12 protein-coding genes are annotated in these 15,288 nt (G+C 60.0%); 6 read left to right on the top strand and 6 right to left on the bottom strand.

What is annotated here, in order from left to right; all coding sequences use genetic code 11:
* The first annotated feature begins 818 nt into the window (after positions 1 to 818).
* Positions 819 to 3,368: a sigma-70 family RNA polymerase sigma factor gene (locus JXA24_00910; protein MBN1282317.1), complete on the top strand. Its 2,550-nt coding sequence runs from the start codon at positions 819 to 821 to the stop codon at positions 3,366 to 3,368.
* A 25-nt stretch (positions 3,369 to 3,393) separates the two neighbouring features.
* Here the strand turns inward: JXA24_00910 and JXA24_00905 are convergent, their stop codons facing one another.
* A complete protein-coding gene (locus tag JXA24_00905; GenBank protein ID MBN1282316.1) occupies positions 3,394 to 4,419 on the bottom strand; it encodes a Fic family protein in 1,026 nt (341 codons plus the stop codon).
* A gap of 859 nt (positions 4,420 to 5,278) precedes the next feature.
* Here JXA24_00905 and JXA24_00900 point away from each other — a divergent pair.
* The 5 genes from JXA24_00900 (at position 5,279) to JXA24_00880 (ending at position 11,203) form a co-directional block, all read left to right on the top strand.
* Complete coding sequence (locus tag JXA24_00900; GenBank protein ID MBN1282315.1) at positions 5,279 to 5,518, top strand: zinc ribbon domain-containing protein; 240 nt, start codon at positions 5,279 to 5,281, stop codon at positions 5,516 to 5,518.
* A 94-nt stretch (positions 5,519 to 5,612) separates the two neighbouring features.
* Positions 5,613 to 6,254 (top strand): hypothetical protein, encoded by a 642-nt coding sequence (locus JXA24_00895; protein ID MBN1282314.1) that lies wholly within the window; start codon positions 5,613 to 5,615, stop codon positions 6,252 to 6,254.
* Positions 6,255 to 6,275: 21 nt separating this feature from the next.
* Positions 6,276 to 8,897 carry a serine/threonine protein kinase gene (locus JXA24_00890; GenBank protein ID MBN1282313.1) on the top strand — a complete coding sequence of 874 codons (2,622 nt, stop codon included), beginning with the start codon at positions 6,276 to 6,278 and terminating at the stop codon, positions 8,895 to 8,897.
* A 167-nt stretch (positions 8,898 to 9,064) separates the two neighbouring features.
* Positions 9,065 to 10,417 carry a sigma 54-interacting transcriptional regulator gene (locus JXA24_00885; GenBank protein ID MBN1282312.1) on the top strand — a complete coding sequence of 451 codons (1,353 nt, stop codon included), beginning with the start codon at positions 9,065 to 9,067 and terminating at the stop codon, positions 10,415 to 10,417.
* A 54-nt stretch (positions 10,418 to 10,471) separates the two neighbouring features.
* On the top strand, positions 10,472 to 11,203 hold the full coding sequence (locus tag JXA24_00880) for a hypothetical protein (GenBank protein ID MBN1282311.1): 732 nt from the start codon (positions 10,472 to 10,474) through the stop codon (positions 11,201 to 11,203).
* Positions 11,204 to 11,209: 6 nt separating this feature from the next.
* On the opposite strand, the gene JXA24_00875 is transcribed toward JXA24_00880, so the two are convergent.
* The 5 genes from JXA24_00875 to JXA24_00855 form a co-directional block, all read right to left on the bottom strand.
* Positions 11,210 to 11,770, bottom strand: a complete 561-nt coding sequence (locus JXA24_00875; protein ID MBN1282310.1) for a tetratricopeptide repeat protein — start codon at positions 11,768 to 11,770, stop codon at positions 11,210 to 11,212.
* A 113-nt stretch (positions 11,771 to 11,883) separates the two neighbouring features.
* Positions 11,884 to 12,813, bottom strand: coding sequence for a hypothetical protein (locus tag JXA24_00870; protein MBN1282309.1), 930 nt, complete (start codon positions 12,811 to 12,813; stop codon positions 11,884 to 11,886).
* An 8-nt stretch (positions 12,814 to 12,821) separates the two neighbouring features.
* Positions 12,822 to 13,463 (bottom strand): tetratricopeptide repeat protein, encoded by a 642-nt coding sequence (locus JXA24_00865; GenBank protein MBN1282308.1) that lies wholly within the window; start codon positions 13,461 to 13,463, stop codon positions 12,822 to 12,824.
* A gap of 149 nt (positions 13,464 to 13,612) precedes the next feature.
* Entirely contained in the window at positions 13,613 to 14,656 is a 1,044-nt protein-coding gene (locus tag JXA24_00860; protein MBN1282307.1) for a hypothetical protein, read from the bottom strand.
* Between the two features lie 274 nt (positions 14,657 to 14,930).
* Positions 14,931 to 15,288 (bottom strand): hypothetical protein (locus JXA24_00855; GenBank protein ID MBN1282306.1); only part of this gene is annotated, 358 nt, incomplete at its 5' end.

Raw genomic sequence — 15,288 nt, 5'->3', positions numbered from 1 at the left:
GGCCGGGGCGCAGTTCCCACGCCCCGGCATTTCATCATTAGATGAACCAGACTGTCTGAAGGTCATCGGGGGCTTTCGTCGGCCGGTGCATATAGGCTGCTGAATCCGGCCTCCTCGAGCCACGCTGCGAAGAGCGCCCCGACCCGCCCCGTCATCCATCACACCGTGCCATACTTCACTACAGTGGATCTGACAAATAATGGTCCATTTCGTCCTTTTCTTCTGTACTCAATTCTTTAATCCGATCCTCAAGTTTAATCACCTCGCTTCCAATATACTTTTCCATCTCATTGGAATAACTATTCAACTGATTACATTGAAGTCGAAACCACCCTTTGACCCATTCTTTTGTATCGAACACGATTACCTCTAATAATTTCGGCGACACTGCGCCGGGCTCAACAATTGATCTTTGCTGTACCCTATTCCCTCCCCCATCGCTTGACAATAATGTAAAGAGGAGGCGGCGGCGCGGGCGTTTTCGGGGCTTTCCTGCCTGACGGCAGCGGCACGCGCGGGCGAGAAGGAGCTCTGCCCCCAGCTGCATTAAGCGGCGTTTCGGAGACGAGCGTATGAGGAGAGCAAAAGGACGACTGGCATCGCGGCTTGGAGGCTGACGCGAGGAAGACATCCAAGCCGCATGATGCCAGCGGCCTTTTGCCGACGAGTAGCGAGCGAACTGCCGCAGCAGCGGGGGGAGAGCTCCGGCGCCCGAAGCGTGCCGCCGGTCGCGATGTCAATAGAAAGCCACTTTCTATTGTTCTATTGTCGTATAAATCACTATTGCAGGAACAGGATTGTGTGATAAGCGAAGGCCGATGCCCGCAACCTCGCTCACAACAGGCCTTGCCGGCCGGATCACCGCGCTCTGCAGCGCCCTGCCTCCTATCGGAGCACAGCCATTGCCTGCGGCCGGGCACGCACAGTTCACGGGGCTCAAACAGGACGTGATCGCCGATCTCCGGCCTGACCTCAATCGCCAGGCGATGAAATTCGTAGATGAAAACAGCCCCATAACCCGTGCAGCGCTTCTTGAGCAGGGCTTTGCGAGTCCCGCCGATGCGATTCAGATTGCTCATACCGCCTATATGCAAGGCGCGCTCGGCTTCGAGCCTGCAAAGACGCTCGTCGCATCCGCGCTCGCCCTCATCGAGGAAGGCAGCACCTCGATCCCTGATATTTACATCACATACGGGACCCGCGGCCTCGCACGCTTCCGCTACACATTTTCCCCAGCCGAAGAGCTGCGCATCCAGGCTGAGATAGATCGCTTGAGGGTCGAGTCCAAGCCGTTCGGCCTTCAAAAAATGCCGCACATGCCGCACAGCGCGCAGATCAGGGTGCTCGAAATGATCGCGCTTGAAAACGATCTCCCGCATCTCCGCCTGATGGGTCCCGATAGCTTCAAGATCACCCTTCCAGGCTGGCAGGCCCAGTGTCAGGGGATTTACAAAACCTTTCGCGAGCTGTGGCAGAGCGAGGGCGCTCAAGGCGGGATCGTGGATTTCATGCTGGACCGCCTGGGTATTCAGACGCTGGACGAGCTACCGCTCGCTGATCAGGCCAGAATGCTGAGGCTCCGCTACCAGAGGATCAACTGGGAACGCGTCGGCCCCTCTCTCAAAGGACATCTCCTCTCCCGCCTTGCCCGAGAGGCAGGCGTCGTGCACCCGCGCTTTCTCACCTCCGACCACTTCAAGGCATTCACGATAGAGGAGATCGGCTCAACGCTTATCGGCCTGTATGATACTTATGCAAGGCGCATGAACGACCCGGGCAAGGTGGTCGAGGCGATACTGGATGAGGCGGGCGTCACCCGGTTCGAGGACCTGCCGTGGGATCTGCAGCTTAAGGGCCTCAAGCAGCGCGGCAAGATTACCTGGGAAGTGGTCCCTGAGTCGACGCAGCTTAAGCTCCTCGAGATCGCAAGAGAACTCATGCCTGAGCAGAACGGCCTGAAGTGCCCGCATCTGCGGGCGCTGAACTCCGAACTGCTGAAGGCGATCGTGATCGATCAGATCGGCGTAGCTCTGGGCGGCCTGCATGAGCACTATCGGCAAAAGATGCCGGAAGACTATGCGGGGACGACCATTGACTACATGCTCGATCAGCTGGGCATGGAGAAGTTCGCAGACCTCTCCTATGAACAGCAGTGCCTCTGCTTGAGATACGACAGGATGTGGCCGTGGGATACAGTCTCGGCAAAGACGATCCTGCGCTTTATGGAGAGGATCAAGGAGATCCGCAATCTGCCTCATCTGCGCTTCATCACGCTCGATGATATCAAAAACACGATTATCCCCGAAATCGACCAGACTCTGATCGGCCTTTATCATCATGTCCGCCTGAAAAGAGCGGCCGACGATACCAGGCAGATCGTGGACATCATCCTCGACCAATACGGCGCACCGAAATTCGAGGACATGCAGTTCGGCCTGCAGCTGCTCTGGACAAGGCCCTCCGGCGGCAGGTTCGCGAATTGGCGCCGTGTTCCCGATCCGGCGATCAGGCACTACCTCATGGGGCTGATGGGTGCGGCCGGCGTGAGAAATTCAGACGGCCTCCTGCAGCGGCATTTTCAGCTGAAGGTCGGCGGCAAGAAATCGGCGATGCTCGGCCTCTACACCTTTCTCAACGACCGCTGGATGGAGGCAGGTGGAGGCGGGAGGATGATCGACTGGGCGGCCGCAAAATACGGGCTGAACATTTACGCAGGCATCGAGGCAAAGCGATGGCAAGGAAGCGAGCGCCTGGCGCAGGATGAAAAGACGCTGCTTATGCAGCTTGCCAAGGCCGGCGACAGCAGGGCCCTCGACCAGATGATCTTCTTCTACACTCCGCTAATTACCCACATCGCTTATAAGATGTGGACGAGGTTCGGCAAGGCACATTTGACCATAGACGAACTGATTCAGATCGGTAGAATCGAGCTTCTGACCTTGATCGGAAATTACGCTGAGGGGATTGCGAGTTTTGAAACCTATGTAAACAGCTCGCTCCCTTGGAGGATGCGCAGAGTATTGCTACGGGAGAGCGGTATCATGCGTAGAACGGTCTCCGTGTCTACGCCGCTGCACGAAGAGGAGGGTTTCACATACGAGAACATCCTCTCAGGCCCTGAGGAAGCGCAGCCCGAGGGCATAGTCCTCGTCGGCGACAAAAGGGAGAAGCTTGATCAAGCGATAGAGAAGTCGGGATTGACGAAGCAGGAAAAATTCGTCCTGCGCAGGCTTATAGAAGGCTACAGGCAGACGGAGCTTGCGCCGGAATTAAACGTAAGCCGCCAGAGAGTCCAGCAGATTCTGGCCTCTGCCCTCAGGAAGCTCGCAAACAGCCCTCACGCCAAAGAGCTGCGGGAAATGCTGTGACGAATTTAACCGGTCGGATTTTTTATCATTTGGACTTCAGATCTTCTATATACCCGGCCAGGTCCTTGACGCGCAGATACCAGGTCTTACCCTTTTTCTGCCCCTTTATTTTCCCACGGTTGATCAAATTTCGAAGATAGTCCGACGAATATCCATAGAGATGTGAAAGATCGCTGAGGGGCAACAGGGCTTCCTTGTTAATCCGGTCAATGTCGATTTTTTTCAGGCGGGAGACGGAGTCTTCAAGCGATTCGACGACGATAGCCGTGAATTCGTCAAAATTTTTCTCATGTATGAACTTATCCACGTCTTCCACTTTGTATTTATCCCCGCCCTCGATCCGTCTATGTATGGCCTCGAAATCGTCGTCCGCTTTCTCCAGAGCTTCGTAATAATGATTACGATCCTTTTTCGAAACTCCCTTGATCGCAATATTGATGTATCCGCAACCTACCAGCAGATACGACAGCAGTATCCTGCCCGAGCGGCCGTTGCCGTCACGAAAGGGATGAATCGATTCAAACCAGACGTGTGCCATTGCAGCCAGCCTGACCGGGCTAAAGGTTTTCCTCTTCAAATGATGATTGACCCACTTCACCAGCAGTTCCATCGCCTGCCTGACATAAAATTCATTGACCGGAGTAAAGGTCGACATCGTTACGTCCACCCTGTTGTTTTTAAATTCCCCCAACTCGCCGCTGTAAAAACCCATCTCTTTTTCGTAGCGCATGAGCAACGTGTGGATCTGCCTGATATCGGACATGCGAAGCAAAAACTCCCCCTCCATGTATTGACTGACCGCATATTCATAGGTGGCGGAGGCGGATTCAAAATAGCCCAGGATCGCGGCGGCCTTTTGTTTATCCGTTCGCTTGTTCTGATCGAGGACCTCGATGAGATCATTTCTGTTTGTAAAGACACCTTCTATGGCAATTGAGTTGCGAATCTCGTCCTTGAAGAGCGAATACCATTCCACGTTTGAAACCTGAACCAGGCGCCCCTGCCTCTTGCGCAGCTCTGTGATCTCTTTTTTGATATTCGTGGTGTCCATTATTATCGTATCTATCGAACCATTTTTTATTGCTGTTCTTTATAAACTATTGATATTAAAATATAATAAATATTCCGCGTACCGAACCTTTTTGGTGGTTCGATATAAATATAGCAGAATTGTGATTGATGACAACCAAAATTTCACAAAATATCGAACTCATCGAACCATAGATCTGCCATATGGCCACTTTTAATCTTATATATCAATGTGTTATAAAATACTGCCCATCGGGGCATATGTGTGGTTCGATAATCGTCAATAAGAAGTGGCCTTCTACAGCTTAATTTTCTTCAATAGAAAACCACTTTCTACTGCTATTCAATAGAAAGCCACTTTATATTGTAAGGGAACAAAAAAAGCGGCCGTGGGGGCCGCCCTTGAATAAGACGGAGTTCCACAAGACGGAGTCAGCTCTTCTCAAACTGATCCGAAGAGGTCCCATTGAGCGCCAGGCGCCAGTTATTGAACGTGGCGCGGAGTGCAGACTTGACGTGGCGGGTCGGGAGTGTTTGCCGAGCGGCGTCAGGAGGCGCCGCTTTCCAAGCCTACAATGCTGCGGCGCCGAATGCGCAGGTGAGCGAGCGGCGTTTGAGTGAGCGAGCCGTAGCGAGGCAAATACTGCCGACCCGTCACGTCTGAGATGCTGAAGGCTGAATCAATAATGTGCGCCTGGCGCGAATTGGAACCCGGAGTGGATTATCCGACGCGGTGCGTCTTTATCCGACCTGGATAAAATCCTTTACTCCACGCCACGATAGAATAAAATGGGGTATCCAGACCACAGCCCATGGTGGGGAGTGCAATCCTCGCCTGACCTGTGGTCCGTGCATACTCGGGGAAAGAGGAGCGATCAGCGATGCCGATCTACGAGTACACCTGCAAGTCCTGCGGCAACCATTTCGAGTGCATGCAGAAGATATCGGCCCCCCCCATCGCCCCATGTCCCAGATGCGGCGACACTGCGGACCGGATCATCTCGATGACCGCCTTCACGCTCAAGGGGGAAGGCTGGTACAAGGACGGGTACGCGAAGGGGAAGAAGGCTGAAAGCACAAAGGTCAAAAGTGAAAGCTCAAAGGCCAAGGACAAGACGTGACTGGCGACTAGTGACTGGTGACTGGCGTGATAACCAAGACTTCCCGTTGATTACCGCTGGTCACTAGTAACTAGTCACTAGTCACGGGTTTCCAATGGTGGAAAAAATCGACAGGCCGGACGCGCCGAACCCCTACGCGATCTCGCAGGCCAAGGAGACCAAGGAGGACCGCCACCAGCAGCACAACCCCAAGGAGGACGCTGAACGGGAGCGCCAGCGGAGGATCGAGGGCAAGGAGTGGCAGAAGTTCGGCAGGCGCACGGTGGTGATAAAGCCGCTCAGGGTCGGGCGCGAGAAGATAAGGAAGTGCCTGTTCAAGTCGGTCAACCTCCACAGCGGCATCGGCACGCTGAAGGTTGACCTGATCTGGGCCGACGGAAGAAGGACCGAGAACGCCCTCATGCTCGTGCGGATGCTGGAGGATTTCCTCAAGCTGCGCAGCCTCTCGCCGGGCGAGGAGGTGCCCGAGGCGCTGTGGGTGCGGGGACCCACGGTCGAGATCGGCATCCCGCATGTGATCGCGGAGGCGGGCGCCCTCTCCGGCCGAGAGATCGAGGCGAGTGGCCGCCCCTCTGGAGGGCCCGGTCCAAGGATCGCGGGGGCGGGCCTTCTGCTGCGCCTGGGGATCGTCGACGCCGGGACAGGCGGGGTGAACTGGGGGCTGGTGCTCATGTACGCCTTCGTCGGCGTGCTGGCAGTGGCCGCGGTGGCCGCCATGATATCGAAGCTGGACTGACCCGCGGGACGGAGAGAGACCATGGGAGATTTCGAGCCAAAGCAGTTCGGGAAATACCTGCTCCTCAAGAAGCTCGCCGTCGGAGGGATGGCCGAGATCTACAGGGCCAAGACCTACGGGGTCGACGGCTTCGAGAAGGAGCTGGTGATCAAGCGGATACTCCCGCACTGCTCCGCCGACAAGGACTTCATCGACATGCTGATCCAGGAGGCCAAGCTCTCGGTCCTCCTCTCGCACGCCAACATCGTCCAGGTCTACGACCTCTCCAAGGTCGGCGACGACTACTACATCGCCATGGAGCTCATCCACGGCGTCAACCTCCGCGACATAATGTACCGGGGCCGAGAGGCCGGCAAGCCGCTGCCGACCGCGATAGCGGTCTACATCGCCTCCGAGATCTGCAAGGGCCTCGACTACGCGCACAGGAAGACCGACCAGAGCAACAAGCCGCTGAACATCGTGCACCGCGACATCAGCCCGCAGAACATCCTGCTCTCCTACGAGGGAGAGGTGAAGATCGTGGACTTCGGCATCGCCAAGGCCGCGATGAACATCTCCCACACCCTGGCCGGAATCCTCAAGGGGAAGATCGCATACATGTCCCCGGAGCAGGCGATGGGGAGCGGCGTGGACGGCCGCACCGACATCTTCTCCACCGGCATCCTCCTCTACGAGATGCTCGCCGGCCAGAAGCTCTTCACCGGCGAGTCCCAGTTCGAGGTGCTCAAGAAGATCCGCACCACCCGCGTGACCGAGGAGTCACTCCCCGAGTCGATACCGGAGCAGCTCAAGCCCATCGTTGTCAAGGCGCTGGCCTACGAGGCGGAGGGGCGCTACCAGACCGCGGGCGACATGCAGATCGACCTCACCAAGTACCTCTACACGAACCACGTCGACTTCTCGCCGCGCAAGCTCGCCCAGTTCATAAAGGAGATATTCCTCGACGAGATGAGGGCCGAGCAGGAGTTCAAGGCCAAGGAGGTTGCGGCCGAGGTCCTCACCGGAACCATGAACGTGAACGAGGGCGCCAAGCAGGTGAGCATCGTGCACCGGGAGGTCTCGGCAGAGGACGACACAGCCCGCACCGAGAAACCCAAGGAGAAGTTCCTCGAGACGATGTCCGGCATGCCCGCTCCCGGGCGGGAGAAGACGCCGCTGCCCCGTCCCAGAAAGAAGCCGGCGCCCGCAGCGGTTGCGCCCCGGAAGGCCCGCGCGGGCCTGCTCCCCAAGGCCCTCGCCGCGGCCGCGATCCTCATCGCGGTCGGCTGGCTCGCCTGGCGCTTCATCCCCTCCGTGCCCGGTCCGGACGAGGCGGTCGAGGCCGTGCCGGAGGCGGCCACGGGCAGCGTGAGGGTCGTCTCAACGCCCGAGGGGGCGCTGATCTTGAGAGACGGCGAGAGCACGGGCCTCACCACGCCCGCGGTCGTGGGCGATCTCGCGGTCGACAAGAACTATAGATTCCGCGTCGAGAAGGAGGAGTACAGCCCTGCGGAGATGGAGGTCGCCATCACCGGCCCTGAGGAGAAGACGATCACGCTCATGCTCGCCCCCTCGGCCGGCACCCTCAACATATCGACCGAGCCGTCCGGCGCCTCGATCTTCATCGACGGAAAGCAAAGCGCCATGACGACCCCCGCCGCGCTCGAGAACCTCCCGCTCAACACCGACATAAGGGTCGTGCTCTCCAAGCCCGAGTTCGAGGACTTCGAGCAGGTGGTCAACCTCACCTCACCCAAACCCCAGGGCATCTCCACGAAGCTCAAGCCCATCGTCGCAAGGCTCGGGCGCATTTCGATCTCGTCAACCCCGGAGGGCGCGAAGGTCTTCATCGACGGCAAGGACACGGGCCGAACGACTCCCGCGGTGATCGCCAACCTCGCGGCCAAAAGATACACCGTCTCGCTAAGCCTCGACGGGTTCGAGCAGTGGAGCAGCGAGTACGACGTGGCGGGCGAACAGCCGGTCCCTGTGCAGGCAACTCTGCTCAGGGCCGGGGAGGCGCCCCCTGCGGAGAAGCGCGAGGAGCCCGCTGGGCCCACGACGCCGGAGGCGGAGGAGCGGCCCGCGGAGGCTGAGCCGCCTCTCGCCCCCGAGGAGAAGGCGCCGCCCGAGGAGGAAAAGAAGCCGGCCGAGGCGCCGGCGACCGGGACGCTGAAGGTGAGCTCGACCCCGTCGGGCGCGCTGATAAAGCTCAACGGCGCGTCGACCGGAAAGCGCACGCCGAACACGCTCTCGGACCTGAAGATCGGCGCGACCTACACCGTGGGCCTGGAGCTCGACGGCTACAAGCCCGGCACTCAGAAGAAGTACATGGCCAAAGAGTCGGAGTCAGTCTCCATCAGGCTCTCGTCGGCCGCGCCGCCCACGCCGGCGCAGCCGCCGGCCGAGGAGCGCAGGCCGCCAACCCAGGTGAGGCCGGAGGAGGAATACGGCGAGCTGTCGCTCTCCAGCGACCCGCCCGCGGCCCAGGTGATAATCGACGGGCAGGCGATCCCGGCCCGCACGCCGGTGACCATACGCAAGATACGGACCGACCGGCCGCACACGGTGACGATACAGCTTCCCGGCTACAAGCCGTGGACGAGATCGTTCAACATGGACGGCAAGAGAAAATCGCTGCACGCGCCGTTGCAGCCTGAGTAAACCCGTGACTCGTGACTCGTTACTCGTGACTGGCGTGATGACCCGGATAACCCGCAGTAACGAGTTACGAGTCACGAGTTACGAGTTACGAGTCACGAGTCACGAGTTACGAAAAGGAGTTCCATATGGTCGAGAAGGATTTCGAGTCGAAGACCGCGGTCATCAAGATGGAGGAGACACCGGACGTGGTCTCCCTGCGCAAGTGCCAGCTCGTCGTGACCGACGGGCCGGACCGCGGCGCCAAGATCACCCTCAACAAGAACCTCGTGAAGGTCGGCAAGAGGGAGAGCAACGACCTCCCTCTCAAGGACAAGGCGGTGTCGCGAAACCACCTCGAGGTCGAGTACACCTCCGACAGCTTCCTGCTGCGCGACCTCAGCTCCACCAACGGCACCTTCCTCAACGGCTCGAAGGTCAAGGAGGCATACCTCTCGCCCGGGGACCTGATAAGGCTCGGCAACACCAACATCGAGTTCGTGGCGTTCGACGAGAAGGTGTCGATCGAGCCCTCCGACAAGGAGGAGTTCGGGCAGATGGTGGGCAAGAGCCGCAGGATGCGCCAGATATTCTCCATCCTCGAGAAGATCGCGCCCACTCACGCCACGGTCGTCATCGAGGGCGAGACCGGGACGGGCAAGGACCTGGTCGCCCGCGCGGTCCACGAGAACAGCCAGCGCAAGGACCAGCCCTTCGTGGTCTTCGACTGCTCAGCGGTCGCGCCCAACCTCATCGAGTCGGAGCTCTTCGGGCACGAGAAGGGGTCGTTCACCGGCGCGGTCCGCGCCCGCGCGGGGGTCTTCGAGGTGGCCAAGGGCGGCACGGTGTTCCTCGACGAGATCGGCGAGCTGACGTCGGACCTTCAGCCGAAGCTGCTCCGCGCCCTCGAACAGCGCGAGATAAGGCGCGTGGGCTCGAACATACCGGTCAAGATCGACGTGCGCGTGATCTGCGCCACGAACAAGAACCTGCGGCAGGAGGTGAACGAGGGGAGGTTCCGCGAGGACCTCTATTACCGCCTCTCGGTCGTGAAGGTCCTGCTCCCCCCGCTGCGGGAGCGCTCCGAAGACGTAGCCCCGATCGTCGAGCGCCTGCTCATGATCGGCAAGTTCAACAAGCTCCCTAACGGCGGGTTCAAGGTGAGCCGCGTGGAGGACGACGCGCTCAAGACGCTCACCCGCTACGGCTGGCCGGGCAACGTGCGCGAGCTCTCCAACGTGATCGAGCGCGCGGTCAGCTTCGTCGAGGGCGACACGATCACCAAGTCCCACCTCGACTTCATATTCGCGGAGATGGGCCACGGCGGCGAGGAGCGCACCGAGCGCATGGACATCGACACCGAGCTCCCCTTCAAGGACGCCAAGCAGCAGATCGTGGAGAAGTTCGAGAAGGAGTATCTGGCCGAGCTCGTCCGCTCGCACAACGGCAACCTCTCGAAGGCGGCCCGCGAGGCCAAGATCGACCGCAAGCACCTGCGCAACCTGCTCAAGAAATACGGGATCGACGCGAAGGACGACGACTGAGCCCCCCTTTTTTCGTAGCAACTTTTGGCGGCCTGCGCCGATAACGCTACTGCCATGCTCATCAGCCCTCCGACAGCCTCCCCCTCTGCGCCCACAGCCGCGGCCCTCGGGGGCGGCATCGCGAACATGATCAACACCGAGCCGATGGTCATGGTCCGCGGCATGCCGAAGGACGGCATCTCCGCATGCGACAACCCGTATCGAGCGGGGATCGACCGCAATCTGGGCGAGATGCGTCGCGGCGCGCTCCACTTCTCACGATTCGAGTCCATCCACCGCCGTCTCTGCCTGGCGTGTCGGCGCGAGGACCCCATGGCGGTGGAGAACGGGCCCGGCCTGTTTCCCTACAACGCGGCCGCGATGATGGAGCTGGGCTGCAGGGTGACCATCAAGGAGAGCGACCCGGGCCTGCGCAAAAAACACCTCCAGCACATCGCGAAACATTACGCCGGTGAGATGCAGGGCGGTCGCATAGAGTACATGGCCGACGAGGAGGATCCGGTCCGCGCCGACATCTCCTACTGGGCCAGCCCCACGCCCGGGATACTCCGGCGCCTGGGCGCGAACATCGCGCTGGACTACCTCGGAAGGGACGTCGCAGCCGGCGGCTTCCTCGTTGTGCAGAGCGACTCGGACTCCTACGACCGCCTTTTCATGAATGTGGGAAGATGGGAGCTCGTTCACTCCAGCGTGCTGAACGGAAATTCAGGGACAAAGGGGCTGGTGCTCACAACATACTTCGACTCCCTCGCCCATTCCTTCAAGGTCTACCGGAGGCTTGCCTGAGGCGGGTCAGCGGCGGGGGGCGCCCATCCGGGGCCTCCTCGCAGCCTCGGCCTCCATCGAGCGCTTGATGGCGATCACCAGCGAGCGGGCGCGGTTGGCCCACATGTTCACACCCGACATGTCCATGAGTATCGCCTGCCGGAAGTCCTCCGCCGCCTTGCGAAAGTTCTTGTGCCGAAGATACAGCTCACCGCGGTTCACATAGGATGCAACGTCCTTGGGGTCGATCTTGACCGCCTGGCTGTACTCCATGATCGCCTCGATCGGCCTGCGCAGCTTCTGGTGCACCGCCCCCATCATGGCGTGGAAGTAGGCGTTGCGGTGGTCGAGCAGGATCAGGGCGCGGAAGATCTTGTCCGCCTCATCCAACCTCCCGTGCTTGAACTTGGTGTAGCCCGCCTCGGAGAGCTGGAAGAGCTCGGTGCGGGATATCCCCTTGAGCTCGGCGAGCGATATCCTGTCGTTGAGGAAGGCGTAGAGCAGCTCGGTGAGCCTCTTCTTGCGCCCGGGTGTCGGGTCGATTATCGGGGTCCGCTTCCCGCCCTCCGCCTTGATCTCTTCCGCCATTTAACCCCCGAAACCCGTGACTCGTAATTCGTGACCGGTGACTGGCTTGGATGGATGGGTCGAGTAGCCTTCCTTGTAATTTACCGCCGGTCACTAGTTACCGGTCACGGCTCTTAGTGCGCCGAGACCTTCGTGATGATCTCGCGCCTGGTGCGGTTGATCTCGCCCAGGAAGCTGTGCACGAACTCGAGCGTGCCGGCCACGTCCTGCATCACCTTCTGCATGTCCTGGGTGAGGAGGTTGAGCTGGAAGCTGCCGTCGCGGGTCTTCTCCTGCGCCATCTGCAGGGTCGCGTAGTACTGCGGGTCGGTCACGCTCATGTCGCGCAGGTCGCGAGCCGCCGTGTTTATCGTCTCGTTGACGTGGAACGCCTTCTTGCCCAGCCAGGTCATGAGGCAGCCGTTCTTCGTCTGGTTGACCTTGGCCAGCGCGATGAGCACGAACTCGGGGCCGATCGCCCCCTGCTTGGCGAGGGTGATGATGCGCTGGACCTCGGCCTTTATCTCGTCCATGCGCGAGCGGTAGTCGGACATCATCTGCTGGTCGAAGATCGTGCCCCAGGTGTCCTGCATGAACTGGTCCCACTCGGACAGAGTCCCCTCGGCCATGCCGGCCAGCTCGTCCGGGAGCGGCGTGCCGTCGGGCAGGTCGCTCGTGAACTCGCCCGCCCCCTGCGCCTTGAACTTGCCGCCGCCCATGAGGAAGCCCGACATCTCCTGGCTCAAGAGCTGCCCCTCCTCGGGGGTCATCGAGGCGCCCTTCTGGTGCATGGCGAACTGGTTCATGCCGGGCTCGTGATAGGCGCCCTCGGACGATTTGATCTCCGCGTCCTGCACTATCTGGCTCTTGAAGTTCTTCCACTGGTTGGAGAAGAAGTCTGCGAAGTCGCCGATCTTGAAGGTCTTGGACTTTGCGAAGACCTCGTAGATGTTGCCGTGGCGCAGCGCCTCGACTATCTCCTGGCGCTCCATCGCGGAGCGCATGTCGGCGTCACGAAGCCTGAAGTCCTTGTCTGAAACCGGGGATGCCTTGCCTATCACCATCTGTCACCTCATCCGCCCCTCTTCTTCTCCGATGCCCTGCCCCCCTTCGCCTCCCCCCGCCTCTTGTGTATCTGGCCGAGAAGCATGCGGGCCCTGTTGGAGAAGCGGTTCTCGCCCGACGGGTCCAGCGAGGCGGCCCTCTCGAAGTCGGCCTCCGCGTCGTCGAGCAGGCCGTGCTGCATGAGTATCTCGCCGCGGTTGGTGTGGCTCACTATGTCGTTCGCGTCGAGATCCAGGGCCTGGGTGTACTCGGCGATCGCCTCGCCGTACCGCTTCTGCCTCTGCAGGATCGACCCCATGACCGAGTGGTAGTATGGGTTGTTCCAGTCGAGCACCGTGAGCACCTTGAATATGCGCTCCGCGTCCTGGTAGCGCCCCTGCTTGAACTGCACGAAGCCGTGCTCGGCCATCTGGTAGAGCATCTCCGGCGTGAAGTTGAAGAGCTCCGCCCAGCTCATCTTGCCGTCGATGAACTTGCGCACCTTCTCGGCCCCGCGCTCGAGCTCGTCCTTGGGCACGCCCTTCGTCTTCTCCTCCAGCGCGGCGAAGAAGCTCTCCATGTCGGCCGCTGCCTCCTCCCTGCTCTTCGGCTCGTCCTCAGGGGGATTTGCCCCCTTCTCGGTTATCTCTTTTTCCTTTTCGTCTGCCATATGGCGCCCCGGAACCGGAAAAACCCTGTTAAATAGAGCACCTATGAAATTACCATCGGACGGCCTCGCGGGCAAGGCTTTTCCCGGCGGCCCCAAAAAGAAGGGGGCCCCAAACAGGGCCCCCCGCTGTCCTTGGTCCGATAACCCCTTTATCTCATCGTTGAGACCGTCCTCATGATCCTGCCCGCGGTGTCGAGCGCGGACTTGGTCGTGTTGGTGAGGGTCTCGACCACCTGCGCGAACTCCTCCATCATCTGGCTTATGAGCTTCTGTGAGGTGGCGATCGCGTCGGTCTCGCTCTTGACTATGGTCATGGTCTTCATGAGCTCCGAGGAGGCGTTCGGGTCGGAGCTGTCGCCGGAGACGTTGAGCAGCTTGTTGGTCCACTGCCTGGAGAGCTCCTGGAGCTGGATCAGCTTCTTGCCCATCTCGATCTGCTGCTTGGCCTTGTCCTTGGAGACTATGTAGGTGATGAACTTCATGAACTGGTACATCGCGCCCATGTCGCCCGACTCCGCCATGCGGGCGAAGTAGAAGAACAGCTGCATGAGCTGCTTGCCGCGGCTGGTGTTCTTGTTGATCGAGTCCCAGGCGGACATCACGTTGTCCTCGAGGGACATGGTCTGCATATAGGTGGCGGTGTTGAACTTGGGAACGCCGCCCATCGTCTGCGCACCCCACGACGCCGGAGGCGTGAACCCTGTGCCCTGCTGGGACTTTGCGCTGTAAGTGGTCTTATCCCCCTGCGCGCCGGCCTGCTGGTTAATCGCGGCCTGGGCCTTGCCCTCGCCCATGAGCGGGCTCTTCTCTCCCATGCCGGCCGCGTCCTTGTAGGAGGCGAGGTTCAGGTTCGAGTTGCCCGCCTCCGCCTGCTTTATGATGTTCGCGAGCTCCGCCTGCTTCGCCTGGATCTGCTCCTGCGTCGCGTTCTGCTGCTTGAGCTCCTCGATCTTCGCCACCAGCTCGTCCATCTTGTTCTGCGAAGGAGACGCGGCGTCCCCTGACTGAGAGAACTGCTGGTTGAGCGCGTCCTTGGTTATGCTGCTCAAGTCCGCCGACTTGAGGTCCCGAAGCAGCGCGCCGTCGTCGTTGACGAGCTGAACCTTGTTGCCGGCCCTGAGCTCCTCCTCTATGCGCTTCCACTCCTGCTCATTGACGCCGTCGCTGTGTACGTTGATGACCTTGGTAACCATCTTGTCCTCCGCTCTTTACCCCTTGGGTTCGGCAGCCATGCGCACCGCCGTCGATACTTATATATGCAATCAGGATGCCAAGATACGTCTGTCTGCCGCAATCTGCCAAAAGCAAATACCATTATAAAACAATGTGTTATAAAACTCAACTTCGTTCTCCGGTCCCGCTCAAGCCCCCCCCTGCAGCCAATCGGGGGGCAAAGGCCCCAGGTTGAGGACTCCAAAGAAAAAGGCCCTGCTTGAGGGCAGGGCCTCTTGGTCGCATCGGAGGCACTCATCTCGAGCGCTTGAGGGCCAGCGGCATGAAGCCGAGCACGAGGAATATGAGCATCATGACGTTCGGCTGCGCGGCGGGGACGAGCGAGCATCCGCCGTCCGCGGCAAACCAGTCCTCGTTGGCAGCGTCCTTGCTGTCGTCGAGATCATAGACAGGGAACTCCTCGACGCACCCGTCGGTCGGGTCGTCGGGGCACACGTCCTCCGAGTCAGGGGTGCCGTCGCCGTCGGTGTCGACGATCTCGTCGTCCGCGCTCGCGTCATCGGCGCTGTCGTCCTGCGTATCCTCGACCGGCAACTCACAGCCGTCCTCGTCCACGTCGATCCCCTCGGCCGTGTCGAGGCATGCGTCGCAT

The organism is Pseudomonadota bacterium, from assembly GCA_016927275.1.
Classification (GTDB): domain Bacteria; phylum UBA10199; class UBA10199; order 2-02-FULL-44-16; family JAAZCA01; genus JAFGMW01.
This window is presented reverse-complemented; position numbering and strand designations above follow the sequence as displayed.